Below are 15203 nucleotides of genomic sequence, written 5' to 3' on the forward strand. Positions count from 1 at the left end.
CACGCACCGGGGATTTCTTCGTGACCAGCCTCAAATCAATTCTGGCCGCCTGCGGCCTTTCCGCCCTGATCGGCTTTGCCGCAAATCCATCTTTGGCCGGTTCGACGACCTACCCGTTGACGCTGGAAAACTGCGGTGCTGAGGTAACTTTCAAGAAGGCGCCCGAGCGGGCGATCGGCCTCGGCCAGAACAGCGCGGAAATCCTGCTGTTGCTCGGCCTCCAGGACAAGATGGTCGGCACCGCCTTCTGGCCGAGCAAGGTCCTGCCGCAGCTCGCCGAGGCCAATGCCAAGGTCAAGCTCCTGACCGTCGAAATGCCGACCTTCGAGTCGATCCTCGCCGAAAATCCCGACTTCGTGGCGGTGGCCTTGCCGAGCCTGGTCGGGCCGAACAGCAAGGTCGCCAAGCGCGACGATTTCGACAAGGTCGGTGTCGCCACCTATCTCTCGCCCAGCACCTGCCTCAGCACCAAGGACGTCAAGGACCAGTACGGCAGCCGCGGCGAGCTGTGGAACATGGATCTTCTCTACAAGGAGATCGACGAACTCTCTGAGATTTTCGACGTCGCCGACCGCGGCCAGGCGCTGATCGCCGACTTCAAGGCGCGTGAGGCCAAGCTTCGCTCCGGCGTTTCCAAGGACGGCGTGAACCTGTCCTATGTCTTCTGGTTCTCCAGTCCCAGCCCGTCGGCCGATGCCTATGTCGGCGGCAAGAACAGCGCCTCCGGCTTCATCGCCGACCTGCTCGGCGGGCATAATGCGATATCAGCGGAAGCCGAATGGCCGACGATCGGTTGGGAAGGCATCATCGCCGCCAATCCTGACGTGATCGTCGTGGCCAGCCTCGACCGTAACCGTTGGGAACTCGACAAGCCGGAGGCCAAGATCAAGTTCCTGAACACCGACCCGGCCGTCAGCCAGACCCCAGCCGTCAAGAACAAGGCGATCGTCGTCATGGACGGCCAGGCGATGAACCCGACCATCCGCACGATCTACGGCGCCGAGCAGGTGGCCGAGCAGCTGAAGGCTCTCGGTCTGCTGAAGTGACGGAAGCGGGCAGTCTCTTCCGGCAGCTGGGAGCGGCCACCGCACTGCTGCTCGCCTCCCTCTGCCTCATCGCTGTCGCCGTCGGCGTCAGCGTCGGCATCGGCGACCTGCCGATCCCGCTGGCGACCACTTTTTCGGCCGTCACCAACCGGCTCGGATGGACCGCGGTCGAACTGAACCGCATCCACGAGACCGTCATCTGGGATTATCGCCTGAGCCGCGCGCTCGTCGCCGCCTTCTGCGGCGCGGGCCTTGCGCTGTCGGGCGCGATCATGCAGTCGCTGCTGCGCAATCCGCTTGCCGAACCCTATGTGCTCGGCATCTCCGCCGGCGCCTCCACCGGCGCCGTCGCGATCGTCATCTTGGGCGTCGGCTCGGGCGCGGTATCGCTATCGGCCGGCGCCTTTGCAGGGGCCTTCGCGGCCTTCTTCTTCGTCGCACTGTTGTCGAACGGCACGCGCGGCGGCGCGGACCGCACCATTCTCGCTGGCGTGGCCGCATCGCAGCTCTTCAACGCCTCGACCTCCTATATCGTCACCACCTCGGCCAATGCGCAGCAGGCCCGCGACGTCATGTTTTGGCTGCTCGGCAGTTTTGGCGGCGTGCGCTGGCCGGAATTCGCGCTGGTTTCGATCGTCGTCGGGTTCGGCCTCGCCGCCTGTCTGTTCTATGCGCGCGTGCTCGACGCCTTCGCTTTCGGCGACGAGGCGGCATCCTCGCTCGGCGTCAATGTCGGCCGCGCCCGCATGGTGCTCTTCGCGCTGACCGCAATGATGACGGCGACGATCGTCAGTATGGTTGGCTCCATCGGCTTCGTCGGCCTCGTCGTGCCGCATGTCGCCCGCTTTGTCGTCGGACCGCTCCATATCCGGCTGCTGCCGGCCTGCGCCATAACAGGGGCGATTTTCATGGTGCTCGCCGACATCGCCGCGCGCGCCCTCATTCCCAACCAGATCCTGCCGATCGGCGTCGTCACGGCCCTGGTCGGCGTTCCCTTCTTCTCCCTCATCCTCTACCGGTTCCAGCGCGCGACATGAGCATCAAGGCCGACAACCTCACCTGGAAAATTGGCAGGAAGACCATTCTGGACGGCGTCTCCCTGGAGGCGCAGCCCGGCCGGATGCTCGGCCTGCTCGGGCCGAACGGCTCGGGCAAGACCTCGCTGCTCAGGCTTCTCGCCGGCCTGAAGCGGCCGCATGCCGGCCGCGTCACGCTCGACCGCAGCGATATCGGCACGATCAGCCGCCGCTCGATCGCCCGGCGCATCGCCTTTGTCGAGCAGCATGCCACGACGAATGCCAATCTGAAGGTGGTCGACGTCGTCAAGCTCGGAAGGTTCCCGCACCGGTCGATGTTCTCGGGCTGGACCAAGGCCGACGAAGAGGCGGTCGAAAGTGCGCTCGCGCGCGCCGGCATGGCGGAGAAACGCGACGATCGCTGGCAGAATCTCTCTGGCGGCGAAAAGCAGCGCACCCATATCGCAAGGGCACTCGCTCAGTCGCCGCAGGAGCTGATCCTCGACGAGCCGACGAACCATCTCGACATCCAGCACCAGATCGGCCTGATGCGGCTCGTCTCCGGCCTGCCGATCACCAGCATCGTCGCTTTGCACGATCTCAACCATGCCGCCATGTTCTGCGACCAGCTGATCATCATGCAGCAGGGCAGGATCGTCGCCACCGGCGCACCGCAGGACGTATTGAGCGAGGCCCTTCTGCGCGACGTCTTCTCCGTCGAAGCCCGCATCGAAGCCTCACCCTATCACTCGCGCCCGCATATCCATTATCTCAGGTGAGAGCGTCTCAGGTCACGATCTGCAGCGGCAAAGCGGTCGTCTTTTTCAGTGTCTTGAGGACGATGCTTGACTTGACCGACGCCAGATTGTCGGTGACCCGGATCATTCTTTCGAGAAACTGGCTGAGATGTTCGAGGTCGCGCGTCATGACCTTCATCAGAAAGTCGGCGTCGCCGGTCTGCGAATAACACTCCAGGATCTCCGGCGCGGTCTCGATGAAGCGATGAAGCCGCTCGTTGCCGCCTTCCGTATGTGCTCTCAAGCTGACGAGCGTATGGGCAACGACGGTAAAACCCAGTTTCACCGGATTGAGGATGGCGACGACACTCTGGATATATTGCTCGTTGCGCAGCCTTTCCAAACGGCGAGCGCATTGGGTCGCAGAGAGATTGACCTTCTGAGACAGCTCGCTCTGCGTCACCTCGCTGTTTTGCTGGAGGGCGGCAAGCAATTTGATATCGAATGGGTCAAGCATGGCCGCCCTCCTCGAACGGTGAATTTCTGCACATCATAGCCATATCGCGCCGATTGTCTGCATGATGGCGCGGTTTCAGGGAGATAATCGCAGAAATTCGTCGTGAAAGTTCAGCTAGTCTGCGAGCCAGAATTCAAGAAACGAGGTGGACTTGTGTTTGACGAACTGAACAGTCGGCCGGCCGACAGCCTGCTTGCACTCATCAAGGCCTTCCAGGCCGACGATCGCCCCGGAAAAATCGACCTTGGCGTCGGCGTCTATCGTGACGCCATGGGACGCACGCCGGTGATGCGTGCCGTCAAAGCGGCGGAACAGTTTCTCCTGGAGACCCAGGACAGCAAGAAATATCTCGGGCCGGAAGGCGACCTGCAATTCGTGCGCCTGCTGCAGCCCATCATCTTCGGAAAATCGCCGACGTTTACGCAACGCCTCGTCGGCATTCAGACACCCGGTGGAAGCGGCGCCTTGCGTCTCGGGGCCGAGCTTATCCAGGCGGCAAATCCATCGGCGAAGGTTCTGCTCGGGACGCCAAGCTGGCCAAATCATGCGCCGATCTTCAGCTCGGCGCGCTTGCCGGTAAAGGAGTACGCCTTCGTCGACTTGGCGTCGCAGCAGGTGATATTCGAAAGCGTGATCGACGCCTTGTCTTCCGCTCGGGAAGGCGACGTCGTTCTCCTTCACGGTTGCTGCCATAATCCGACCGGTATCGACTTCACTATGGAACAGTGGCTAGAGATTACCGAGCTCCTTGTCGCGCATCGGCTGGTGCCGTTCATCGATCTCGCCTATCAGGGGCTTGGCGACGGCCTCGAACAGGACGCCGCGCCGGCACGCATGGTCCTCGACGCAGTCGATGAGGCGCTGATCGCCTATTCCTGCGACAAGAATTTCGGTCTCTATCGCGAGCGTGTCGGCGCGCTCTATGTCATGGCCCGCAATGGAGATGACCTGAGGAAAGCCGAAAGCAACATGGCGGCACTTGCCCGTGTGAACTGGTCCATGCCGCCCGACCATGGCGCCGCCATCGTCAGGACCATTCTCGAGAGCGCCGAGATGACGGCCATGTGGTGCGCCGAGCTCGAAGAGATGTGCCAGCGTGTCAACGGCAACCGGGCAGCGCTCGCCGCCGCCTCCCCTGATCTGGCCTTCATCGCCCGGCAGCGCGGTCTGTTCTCCAATCTCGCCATGTCGAAGGATACGGCCGTCGCGCTCAGAGCGAGCCACGGTATCTACATGGCGGATTCTGGGCGCATGAACCTTGCCGGCATGCAGCCGGCCGACGCCGGCGCCATTGTCGCGGCGCTTCGAGCCGAAGGCTGCCTGAAATCATCGGCAGTCGCCTAGCCGAACGCCCGCATTGGAGTCTTCAGATGAGCAGGAAAGAAACGACCGGTCAGGCGATGACCCGTTCCCTCGTCGCCCATGGGATCGACACGGTCTTCGGCATCCCCGGCGCCCACATGTATGATTTCAACGATGCCCTTTACGGCGCCGGCGATAAGGTTCGGTTCATTCACACCCGGCACGAGCAGGGCGCCGGCTACATGGCTTACGGCTATGCCAAGTCCACCGGTCGGATCGGCGCCTATACCGTCGTGCCTGGGCCGGGCGTCCTCAATTCCGGCGCAGCTCTATGCACCGCTTATGGAGCCAACGCGCCAGTGCTTTGCATTACCGGCAACATCATGTCCCATTTGATCGGTCAAGGCAGAGGGCAGTTGCACGAATTGCCGGATCAGCTCGCCACGATGCGCGGAATCACCAAGACGGCGGAACGCATCAATCACCAGTCCGAAACCGGTCCTGTCATGGCCGGGGTCGTCAGTAAAATGCTCTCGGGCCGCCAAGGTCCGGGAGCGGTCGAAGCGCCATGGGACGTGTTTGGACAATCCGGCCCCGAAATCGACCTTCCCGTCGGTTCGAGAGCGCTTTCTCCGGTCGTGAACCCCGATGCGATCGCCGCCGCAGCGGCACTGATTTCAGGTGCCAAGAACCCGATGATCATGGTCGGCGGCGGTGCGGCAGATGCCGGCGCCGAGATCGCAGCACTTGCAGAACTGCTGCAGGCCCCCGTCACCGGCCATCGCTCCGGCAAGGGCATCGTCGCCGACGACCATCCGAACTATCTGAATTTCGTCGCCGCCTACGAATACTGGAAGAAGGTGGACGTCCTGATCGGCATTGGCAGCCGGCTCGAATTGCAGTTCATGCGATGGAAGTGGCTGCCCAAAGGTCTCAAGGTCATCCGCATCGATATCGATCCGACCGAAATGGTCCGCCTCAAGCCCGATGTGGGCATCGTCTCGGATGCCAAGGCGGGAGCACAGGCTCTGCTCGATGCCGTGGCAGGTTCCAGCCGCGAGGATCGCACACGCGAATTTGCCGACCTCAACACAGAGGCCAGGTCTCGCTTCTCGGCAGTACAGCCGCAGCTCGCCTATCTCGATGCCATCCGCGAAGCTCTGCCAAGGGACGGCTTCTTCGTCGAGGAAATCTGCCAGATGGGCTTTACCGCCCGATTTGCATTCCCGGTCTATGGCCCTCGCCAATACGTCACATGCGGTTATCAGGACAATCTGGGTTTCGGCTTCAACACGGCCTTGGGCGTCAAGGTCGCTCATCCCGACAAAGCCGTTATTTCCATTTCCGGCGATGGCGGCTTCCTGTTCGGCGTTCAGGAACTTGCCACAGCCGTCCAGCACAAGATCAATGTCATCGCTGTCGTCTTCAACAATTCTGCCTTTGGCAACGTGCTGCGCGACCAGAAGCAGGCGTATAAGGGCCGCTATCTTGGCTCGGACCTCACCAATCCGGATTTCGTCGCCCTTGGCGAGAGCTTCGGCATTCGCGCGTTCAGGGTGACGAGCCCCGGCGCATTGAAAGACGCGCTCGAGAAAGCCCTATCACTCGACGAACCCGTTCTCATCGAGGTTCCCGTCGAGAAGGGATCCGAGGCGAGCCCCTGGCCTTTCATTCATGCGGCTCCGCATGCCGAATGATGCCAAACGACCGCGAAGCCGCAAGGGCCTGAGACCTCGTCAAGGCGACGGCCCCTGCAGAAACATCGTCGACAGCGGCGGCAGCGTCAGCGACAGGGAGACGGGCCTGCCGTGGGCCGCCACGGGTTCAGTCGAGACCGCGCCATTGACCAGACCCGAGCCGCCATATTCCCGTGCATCGGTCGTTATCCGTTCGATCCACACACCGTCGCTCGGCACACCGATCCTGTAACCGTAACGCGGCACCGGCGTGAAATTCGACACGACCAGGAACGACGAAGCGCGGGCGGGCGCGTAACGGAGCATCCCGAGAACGGAATTGACGGCGTCGTCGGCTGCCGCCCATTCGAAGCCCTCCGGGTGAAAGTCGCCGAACTGCAATGCCGGCTCTTGCCCGTAAAGGCTGTTCAGATCGCGCACCAGCCGCTGGATACCGACATGCTGGGGCCGGTCCAGTACATCCCAGGTCACCGAACCGTCATGGTTCCACTCGCCCGGCTGGGCGATTTCGCTGCCCATGAACAGAAGCTTTTTGCCGGGATGGCCCCACATGAAGGCAAGATAGCTGCGCAGATTGGCGAATTTCTGCCATTCGTCGCCCGGCATCTTGGTCAGCAGCGAGCCCTTTCCGTAGACGACCTCGTCATGGGAAATCGGCAGCATGAAGCGCTCGGAATAGGCATAGATCATCCCGAAAGTCATCGTACCGTGGTGATAGCTCCGGTAGATCGGATCTTTCTCGATGTAGCTCAGGCTGTCATGCATCCAGCCCATGTTCCATTTAATGTCGAATCCGAGTCCTCCCTGCTCCGGCGGTTTCGTCACTCCGGGCCAGGCCGTCGATTCCTCGGCGATCATCATCGCGTGCGGGCAGCGCTCGTGAATGATGCTATTCAGGTGCTTGAAGAATGCGACCGCTTCCAGGTTTTCGCGACCGCCATATTGGTTGGGAATCCACTCGCCCTCGTTGCGGCTGTAGTCGCGGTAAAGCATCGAGGCAACCGCATCGACCCGCAAACCGTCGATATGGTAACGCTCGAGCCATTCGAGCGCGCTGGCGATCAGGAACCCTTTCACCTCGTTGCGGCCGAGATTGTAGATCAGCGTGTTCCAGTCGCGGTGAAAGCCTTCGCGCGGATCTTCGTGCTCGTAGAGTGCGCTGCCGTCGAAGCGAGCAAGCCCCCAGACGTCTGTGGGAAAATGGGCCGGCACCCAGTCGAGGATGACGCCGAGCCCGGCGCCATGGCACCGGTCGACGAAATAGGCGAGATCCTCAGGCGTTCCGTATCGGCCGGTGGGCGCAAACAGGCCGAGCGGCTGATAACCCCAGGAGCCGCCGAAGGGATGCTCCATGATCGGGAGGAGCTCGATATGGGTAAAACCCATGTCGCGGGCATAGGGAACGAGCCGCTGGCTGAGCTCGACCCAGTCGAGTGACCTGTTGCCATCCTTTTGGTCGCGAAGCCAGGAGCCGGCGTGCACCTCGTAGACGGAGAATGCGCCCTCCAGTCTGTCTTGCAGGGATCGGCCCTTCATCCAGCCGTCATCGCTCCATCGAAACGGCGTCGACGATGCGACGATGGATGCGGTCGACGGGGCGGCCTCGCTCGCCCTTGCCACCGGATCGGCCTTCTGCGGCAGGCAGGTCCCCTGCGCGTCGACGATCTCGAACTTGTATCTTTCGCCGGGGGCGAGGCGCGGAACGAACAGTTCCCAGACGCCCGCCGACGGTCTCAACCGCATCGGGTTTCGCCGCCCGTCCCAGGCATTGAAGTCGCCGACGACCGAGACACGGCGCGCATTCGGAGCCCACACGGCAAAGCGGACCCCTGATATGCCGTCGATCGACATCGCCATAGCGCCGAGCGTCCGGCTCAGGCTGTAGTGGGTGCCTTCCGATATCAAATGGAGGTCGAGTTCTCCCAGCAGCAGGCCGAAACTGTAGGGATCCTCGGTGATCTGGACGGCATCCGGCCAGGTGATCCGCAGCCGATATCCCGTCCTCGACGCGGCCACTGCCGCAAACAGGCCGGACGGATGGGCGATGCTGAAAGGCGTCACCACCCGACCGCTCGCCGCCTCGATGAGATCGACCGCTTCGGCGCCGGGCAGGTAGACCCGCACGATCGTCATGCCACCGCTTTCGTGGGGACCGAGGATCGAAAACGGATCGCCATGACGTCCCTCGATCAGGGCCCATAACGCATCCTGTCCGATGCCTGATAGAAGTTCCGAACGTTCAACATTCATGCCTTCACCCCCGCCAGACGCGATACGATTTCGGTAAAGCCGGATAATGGGATCGGAAGCCATTTCGGCCTGTTGCGGGCTTCATAGGCGATCTCGTAGGCGGCCTTTTCGAGAAGAAAGGCATCGAGAACCCTCCGTCTTTGATTGGCTGGCATGTCAAGCTCCTTCGATACGGAGACCGCCTGCGAATAGGCATCGAGAAAAGCCTCCTCGGCATGGCGCCCGAAGCGGGCGATCGCCTCGCGCCGGACTTCGTTCTCGTGTTCGATGACTGCGTCGTTATCCAGTTGGGCGGTGGCCACGAGATAGCTCAGCGATCTCAAAAGCCCGGCGACATCGCGCAGCGGGTTGGTCTTGGCGCGGCGCTCGGTCAGGTTTTTCGCGGGTTCCCCCTCGAAGTCGATGATGACGGCATCGCCCTCGCTGACGAGGATCTGGCCAAGATGGAAATCGCCATGCGTGCGCGTCATCAGCGTATGCCGGGCGCTCGCCGCCAGCGTCGCGGCGAGCTCGGCGAGTTCGGAACGGCGCGCGAGAAGCGGTGCTGCGAGCAGGTCGATCGCCGGATCGGCGTTCTCCTCGCGTTCGACAAGTTTCGACAGGGCATAGGCAACCTCGCCGGCAACGGCCTTCTTCATCGCCTCGACCTCGCTGTCGCCTGCGACCACCGGACTGAAGGCTTCGTCATCGGTCTCCCCGGCGAGTACGACATGCAGTTCGCCGAGCCGGAGGCCGACCATCGCGACGAAACTGATCAGCGACCGGAAGACGTCGTCGCCGGGCTGGACGGCCGGGTCGTTCAGCACGAGTTCGTCTGCCCCACGGCGCAGATTGTTCAGCATCCAGTTCCAGGCGTCGCCTTGATTGCGGATCGCGCCCTGGACGATGATCAAGGTCGAACGGCGTCCGCTGGAATCGGTGTGCGCGACCTCGCCGAGCAGGGGCGCCGTGTGGTCATAGCCGGCGCGGGTGAGATAGCGCGTCATCTCGACCTCCGGATGGATACCCGGAAAGATGTGCCTGATCAGCTTGATCATCGCGAGGTCGCCGACGATCAGCGAACTGTTGGACTGCTCGGCCGAAAGCCAATGGACCGCAAGGTCGTCAGTGACTTCAAGGCGATCGAGCCGCTCCGTGCCGAGAAATTCGAGGGTGCCGGTGCGGCCGGTGATGCGGGAGCGGTCGCGAAGTCCGCGCAGGATGCCGCGCGCCATCGCCTCCACGGCAAATCCATCCGTGAGGAAGCCAACGCGCCTGCCCTGGCGAATCCGTCCGAGCGCCAGTTGCTGGGTCAGCGCGGAGGGTTGCGCATCGTCCCAGGCGACCGCCAGCGGCAGTTGATAGGATTCGCTATGGTTCGGCAGTACGGCTTCCAATTCACCGAGAACGATACCGTCGGCGAATGGGATCGGCGTCGCGGAGATCAGACGCGCTGCCTGAAGCGCCTGGTCCTTCGCCCCGAACCACCGCCGTTTCGCGAGATAGGCAGGCAGGATTTCAGTGCTGAGGGCGCGCGCAAGCTTGGGTTCATCGACAAGATCGAGCAGGCCGCGGCGGATGACCATCGTCACCAGATCTGGAAGCTGCTCCGGCGGCGCGGTGCGCCATGCCGGCGGGTCGGCATCGGCCTCCAATTGGAACCAGAAGAAGCCGTAGGGCGGCAGCGTAAGCAGATAGGTCAGTTGACCGATCGGCGGAAAGGGTGACATGCCGGTCAGTTCGATGGGCACGCGGCCCTCGAAGCTCGACAGGTCGAGTTCGACGGCCTGTGGCAGCCGCGAGAGGTTTGCGACGCAAAGCAGGGTCTCGTCTTCATATTCCCGGAGATAGGCAAGGATCTTGCGGTTCTCCGGTGAGAGGAACCGCAGCGAACCACGTCCGAAAGCCGGATGCCTGCCGCGCAGCGCCAGCATTTTGCGCGTCCAGTTCAGCAGCGAATGCGCGTCCGTGCTCTGCGCCTCGACGTTGACGGCCTCGAAACCGTAGAGCGGATCGGCGACCGGCGGCAGGACGAGACGCGCCGGGTCTACCCTGGAGAAGCCGCCATTGCGGTCCGGAGACCATTGCATCGGCGTCCTCACCCCATCCCGGTCGCCGAGATAGATATTGTCCCCCATGCCGATCTCGTCGCCATAATAGATCACCGGCGTTCCCGGCATCGACAGAAGCAACGCGTTCATCAGTTCGATCCGCCGGCGGTCGCGTTCCATCAGCGGCGCTAGGCGCCGCCTTATGCCGAGATTGATGCGGGCGCGCTTGTCGGATGCATAGGTCTCCCAAAGATAGTCCCGCTCGGCGTCGGTCACCATTTCGAGCGTCAACTCGTCGTGGTTGCGAAGGAAGATCGCCCATTGGCAGTTGTCGGGAATCTCCGGCGTCTGACGCAGGATGTCGGTGATCGGGAACCGGTCCTCCTTGGCGATCGCCATATACATCCGTGGCATCAGCGGGAAGTGGAAGGCCATGTGGCATTCGTCGCCGTCCCCGAAATATTCGCGCGTGTCCTCCGGCCACTGATTGGCCTCGGCAAGCAGCATCACGCCGGGATGGGTGGCGTCGAGAGCGGCGCGAATGCGTCTGAGGATTGCATGGGTTTCCGGCAAGTTTTCGTTGATCGTTCCCTCGCGCTCGACGAGGTAGGGGATCGCGTCGAGACGAAATCCGTCTATGCCGGTTTCCAGCCAGAAGCGCATCACCCTCAGCAATTCCTCCATGACGAGGGGGCTGTCGAAATTCAGGTCGGGTTGATGGGAATAGAAGCGGTGCCAGTAATAGGCGCCGGCAACGGCGTCCCATGTCCAGTTGGATTTTTCCGTGTCGATGAAAATAATCCGCGTTTCCGGAAATTTCTGATCGGTATCCGACCAAACGTAGAAGTCGCGCTCCGGTGATCCCGCTGGCGCCTGGCGGGCGCGCTGGAACCAAGGATGCTGATCGGAGGTGTGGTTGATGACGAGCTCGATGATGACGCGGATATTGCGCTGGTGAGCAGCATCGACGAAGGCGCGGAAATCCTCCACCGTCCCGTAATCGGAGCTGACATTGCCATAATCGGCAATGTCATAGCCGTCGTCGCGGCGCGGAGAGGGAAAGAACGGCAGCAGCCAGATGGCGTTGACGCCGAGGGCCGCGATGTGATCGAGCTTCTGGTGCAGGCCGGCAAAATCGCCGACCCCGTCGCCATTGGCGTCGTAGAACGACTTGATGTGCAGCTGGTAGATGATCGCATCCTTGTACCACAGCGGCTGGTGTGAGCCATCGGCATTCATCGCGTCCATTCATGCCTCCCTTGAGCGAATACGCCAGATCGCATAGGGCAGGACCTCGGGGTTGAACCCGATGCTCTGCCATTTCCCGGTCCACTTGAAACGATGCCCGACGATCAGATCTTCGGCATCCAGCGTGCCGCCGTCTCCGAGCGACCAGTGCCAGAGCGGCAGTTCGACGTCGCTTTGCTGGAAATTGTAGGGGTCGAGGCTGATGGCGATCAGCAGGACATTGTCGCGGGCACGGCTTGCCTTCTCGAAAAACAGGATATTGTCATTTCGCGCATTCAGCAGCGTCAGCCCGAGATGCGAATGCAGCGCGGTGTTTTCGGTCCGGATGCGGTTGAGCGTCCTGATTTCGGCAATGATATTGCCCGGCCGGTCATAGTCCCAGGCACGGATCTCGTACTTCTCGCTGTCGGCATATTCCTTGCGTTTAGCGTCAGGACGCCCCTCGCAAAGTTCGAAACCGTTATAGACGCCCCACAAACCCGACAGGGTGGCGGCAAGGGCTGCGCGGATCAGGAAGGCCGGACGTGGCGCATTCTGCAGGAAATCCGGATTGATATCATGGGTGTTGACGAAGAAATGCGGGCGGAAGAACTCCTTCGCCGGCGTCTCGGTCAGCTCTCGCATATATTGCTCGAGCTCCCATTTGGCATTGCGCCAGGTGAAGTAGGTGTAGGACTGGGAGAAGCCGATCTTTGCCAGCCGGTACATGACCTTCGGCTTGGTGAAGGCCTCCGACAGGAAGACGACATCAGGGTGACGCGCCCTGATATCGCCGATCAGCCATTCCCAGAACGGAAAGGGTTTGGTGTGCGGATTGTCGACGCGAAACAGCTTGACGCCCTGATCCACCCAAAGCTGGACGACATCCCTGAGCTCCACCCATAACGAAGGCAGCGCGTCTTTCGTGTAGAAATCGACGTTGACGATATCCTCGTATTTCTTCGGCGGGTTTTCGGCATATTTGATCGTGCCGTCGGGACGCCAGTCGAACCAGCCGGGATGCTCCTTCAGCCAGGGGTGATCCGGCGACGCCTGGATCGCGAGGTCGAGAGCGATCTCGAGACCATGCCGGCTTGCCGCCTCGACCAGCCGGCGGAAATCCTCGAACTCGCCGAGCTCGGGATGGATGGCATCGTGGCCGCCGTCCTCCGAGCCGATGGCATAGGGGCTTCCGGGATCGCCCGGCGCGGCTTTCAAACTGTTGTTACGGCCTTTCCGGTTGGTCGAACCGATCGGATGAATCGGCGGGAAATAGAGCACGTCGAAGCCCATATCGCGGATGGCGGGCAATCTGGGGATGACGTCGTCGAAAGTGCCGTGCCGGTCCGGATCGCCGCTCTGCGAGCGCGGGAAGATCTGATACCAGCTGGCAAAGGCGGCCGCCTTCCGTTCGGCATCGACGGTGCTTGCCTCTGAGCGAAGCCGAAACGGCCGGCTGTCCGCCCTGTCCATCAATCCGGATGTCCCGGCATCGAGCAGGATCGCCGTGCGCTCGACATCGGACGCCCTTTCGAGACTGTCGGCGAGGGCCTGCAATTCGGTGCGGAGCGCAGCACCCGCATGCGTCTCAGCCGAGCGGACGAGGTTCAGGCCCTCCTGCAGTTCGAGCTTCAGGTCCAGCCTGGCATCGTTCTTCTTCGTCAGTTCGTAACGAAAGATCGCAAACGGGTTTTTCCATGCCTCGATGGCAAATTCGTAGCGTCCGGTGCGCTCCAGCAGGAATTCGGCGCGCCAGCGGTCGTTTTCGACCAGTTGCATCTCCGTCTCGTTCCAGTCCGCAGCATCGACCGGCCGCCAGAGCAGGACTGCGACGAGCGGGTCGTGGCCGTCGGCAATTATATCCGCCTCGACGGCCACGATGTCGCCGACCACCCGCTTGACGGGAAAGCGCCCGTCGTCGACCCTCGGCATGATGTTTTCGATGGCGAGCCGCGCCGACGCGACCGCCTGCTCGATCTCGAGGATCGGCTGGGATGTGATCGGCGACGGCGCCTTACATTCAACCACCCGGGCCTCCCCGGCCCGCAGCCGCAGCGGCGCGCCGTCGGTCGCGACGGGAAGAAAACCGGAAGCCGCTTCGCGAAGGGCCGTCACCGGCGCGGGTGCGCTCTTCCGAAGATCCCTATTGAGCAGGATGAAGCGTACATTCTCGGCGCTGCGCAGGTCTTCCGCCTCGGACTGCAGAAGTGCCGAGACCGGGCCATTGGCGTTGCGGATCAGCCGCAGCGATGCGGCACGCGCATGAGGGTTCTTGCCGATCTCATTGTTTGCAAGGCGAATTTCGGAGGAAAGATCAAAAGCGAGGTCATGGCGCATCCCTCGCAAGCCGGCTCCATTCCCATGGGTCGGATCGAGTGGCGTGGTTGCACCATATTCGAAGCCCATCGGAACCATCAGGCCGCCGCCGAGCGAGGCAGCAAGACGCAGCGCCCTGACCGCGCGCCGTTCGAGGACTTCGCGGCTCTCGGTTCCGTGCGCGATCCGCCGGGCGAATGGCGGCTCCGGAAAAGCGATCTGCCAGCCGAACGGTGCCTGGACGCGGTATTCTTCGATGAACCATCTCTCGTCGAGATCCCACCAGGCCATCGATGAAAAACATCCATCGAAGCCTGTATCCCTGACCGCGTCCCTCACGCCAAAATCAGTACCGGGCGTCCAGGCGAGAAATTGCGCGTCCGCCTTCTCCTGGATTGCCGAAATCAGCGATCTGAAAATCGCCGGCGCGACGCGATCAATCCCGAGCGTCCGGTAACCGGCGAGGCCGAGCTCGGTCAGCAACCGCAGCCGTTCAGTCCATTCCGCCAACAGCTGCGATTGGCGCTCTGCGCCCATCGCGGATATCGGGTCCTCGGGGTCTAATGGCGAGCGCCGGGGGTCGACGGGATGAAAGTCCGCTTGGGAAGCCCGGACTTTGCCGTCGAGCATCAAGTCCATCATCAAGGCGACACCGCTCTTGCGGGCAGCCTCCGCCAGAAACCCCACTCCATCCTCGACCTCGCGTCCGAGCGATAGTTGAGGATCGAGGCAATCCAGATCTTGGGAGGCGAAGACGCTGCGCTCCCCGCCCCGATCGAAGAGAGGTGCGGTCAGCACACGGTCGAAGCCCATCTCCGCCGCATGGTCGAAAACCTCGCGCCACGCATCGACACCCTGAAGAAGGAGTGGATTGACATAATAAATCCGGGGTGGGGTGCTCAACACACCCTGGTTCGCAGAGAATAACATCGTCCGCCGCCTCGAGTTGGTTTAGAGGCAAACTTTTTTTGGCGGCGGTTGTTCCACTAAAACTGGCAATTCGCGATGCGCCAGATACCGTCGGCCGCGTTGGCGCGGGATCGATGGGGCGCGTTCCAAGGCGCT

9 protein-coding genes are annotated in these 15203 nt (G+C 62.2%); 5 read left to right on the plus strand and 4 right to left on the minus strand.

Features of this window, described 5'->3' with window-relative positions:
* Nucleotides 1-20: 20 nt before the first annotated feature.
* From FHT75_RS29995 to FHT75_RS30005, 3 genes are read left to right on the plus strand one after another with little or no spacing between them, the layout of a single operon-like run.
* The gene (locus tag FHT75_RS29995) at nt 21-1046 is read left to right on the plus strand and encodes an ABC transporter substrate-binding protein (RefSeq protein WP_047618900.1); all 1026 of its coding nucleotides are present in this window, start codon (nt 21-23) and stop codon (nt 1044-1046) included.
* Nucleotides 1043-2083 carry a FecCD family ABC transporter permease gene (locus tag FHT75_RS30000; protein ID WP_048338447.1) on the plus strand — a complete coding sequence of 347 codons (1041 nt, stop codon included), beginning with the start codon at nt 1043-1045 and terminating at the stop codon, nt 2081-2083. Before FHT75_RS29995 ends, FHT75_RS30000 begins: the two co-directional genes overlap by 4 nt.
* Nucleotides 2080-2841 carry an ABC transporter ATP-binding protein gene (locus tag FHT75_RS30005; RefSeq protein ID WP_063473566.1) on the plus strand — a complete coding sequence of 254 codons (762 nt, stop codon included), beginning with the start codon at nt 2080-2082 and terminating at the stop codon, nt 2839-2841. Before FHT75_RS30000 ends, FHT75_RS30005 begins: the two co-directional genes overlap by 4 nt.
* A 7-nt stretch (nt 2842-2848) precedes the next feature.
* Here FHT75_RS30005 and FHT75_RS30010 read toward each other — a convergent pair whose 3' ends face one another.
* Nucleotides 2849-3316, minus strand: coding sequence for an Lrp/AsnC family transcriptional regulator (locus FHT75_RS30010; protein WP_048338445.1), 468 nt, complete (start codon nt 3314-3316; stop codon nt 2849-2851).
* Nucleotides 3317-3469: 153 nt separating this feature from the next.
* On the opposite strand from FHT75_RS30010, the gene FHT75_RS30015 reads away from it, so the two are divergent.
* Together FHT75_RS30015 and FHT75_RS30020 are read left to right on the plus strand one after the other, a co-directional pair.
* Complete coding sequence (locus tag FHT75_RS30015) at nt 3470-4660, plus strand: amino acid aminotransferase (RefSeq protein WP_097543745.1); 1191 nt, start codon at nt 3470-3472, stop codon at nt 4658-4660.
* Between the two features lie 26 nt (nt 4661-4686).
* Complete coding sequence (locus FHT75_RS30020; RefSeq protein ID WP_183845431.1) at nt 4687-6315, plus strand: thiamine pyrophosphate-dependent enzyme; 1629 nt, start codon at nt 4687-4689, stop codon at nt 6313-6315.
* Between the two features lie 39 nt (nt 6316-6354).
* On the opposite strand, the gene glgB is transcribed toward FHT75_RS30020, so the two are convergent.
* The 3 genes from glgB to FHT75_RS30035 are packed head-to-tail and all read right to left on the minus strand — an operon-like array spanning nt 6355 to nt 15068.
* Nucleotides 6355-8565 carry a 1,4-alpha-glucan branching protein GlgB gene (glgB, locus tag FHT75_RS30025; protein WP_063473563.1) on the minus strand — a complete coding sequence of 737 codons (2211 nt, stop codon included), beginning with the start codon at nt 8563-8565 and terminating at the stop codon, nt 6355-6357.
* On the minus strand, nt 8562-11843 hold the full coding sequence (gene treS / locus FHT75_RS30030) for a maltose alpha-D-glucosyltransferase (protein WP_183845430.1): 3282 nt from the start codon (nt 11841-11843) through the stop codon (nt 8562-8564). Before treS ends, glgB begins: the two co-directional genes overlap by 4 nt.
* Entirely contained in the window at nt 11844-15068 is a 3225-nt protein-coding gene (locus tag FHT75_RS30035; protein ID WP_183845429.1) for an alpha-1,4-glucan--maltose-1-phosphate maltosyltransferase, read from the minus strand. It abuts the gene before it with no gap.
* Nucleotides 15069-15203 lie beyond the last annotated feature (135 nt).

The sequence above is a fragment of the Rhizobium sp. BK112 genome, assembly GCF_014193215.1.
Classification (GTDB): Bacteria; Pseudomonadota; Alphaproteobacteria; order Rhizobiales; family Rhizobiaceae; genus Rhizobium; species Rhizobium anhuiense.

Coding starts and splice junctions, on each gene's coding strand:
- FHT75_RS30005 (WP_063473566.1), top strand. CDS start 2,080: ATGAGCATCAAGGCCGACAACCTCACCTGGAAAATTGGCAGGAAGACC.
- FHT75_RS30010 (WP_048338445.1), bottom strand. CDS start 3,316: ATGCTTGACCCATTCGATATCAAATTGCTTGCCGCCCTCCAGCAAAAC.
- FHT75_RS30020 (WP_183845431.1), top strand. CDS start 4,687: ATGAGCAGGAAAGAAACGACCGGTCAGGCGATGACCCGTTCCCTCGTC.
- glgB (WP_063473563.1), bottom strand. CDS start 8,565: ATGAATGTTGAACGTTCGGAACTTCTATCAGGCATCGGACAGGATGCG.
- treS (WP_183845430.1), bottom strand. CDS start 11,843: ATGGACGCGATGAATGCCGATGGCTCACACCAGCCGCTGTGGTACAAG.
- FHT75_RS30035 (WP_183845429.1), bottom strand. CDS start 15,068: ATGTTATTCTCTGCGAACCAGGGTGTGTTGAGCACCCCACCCCGGATT.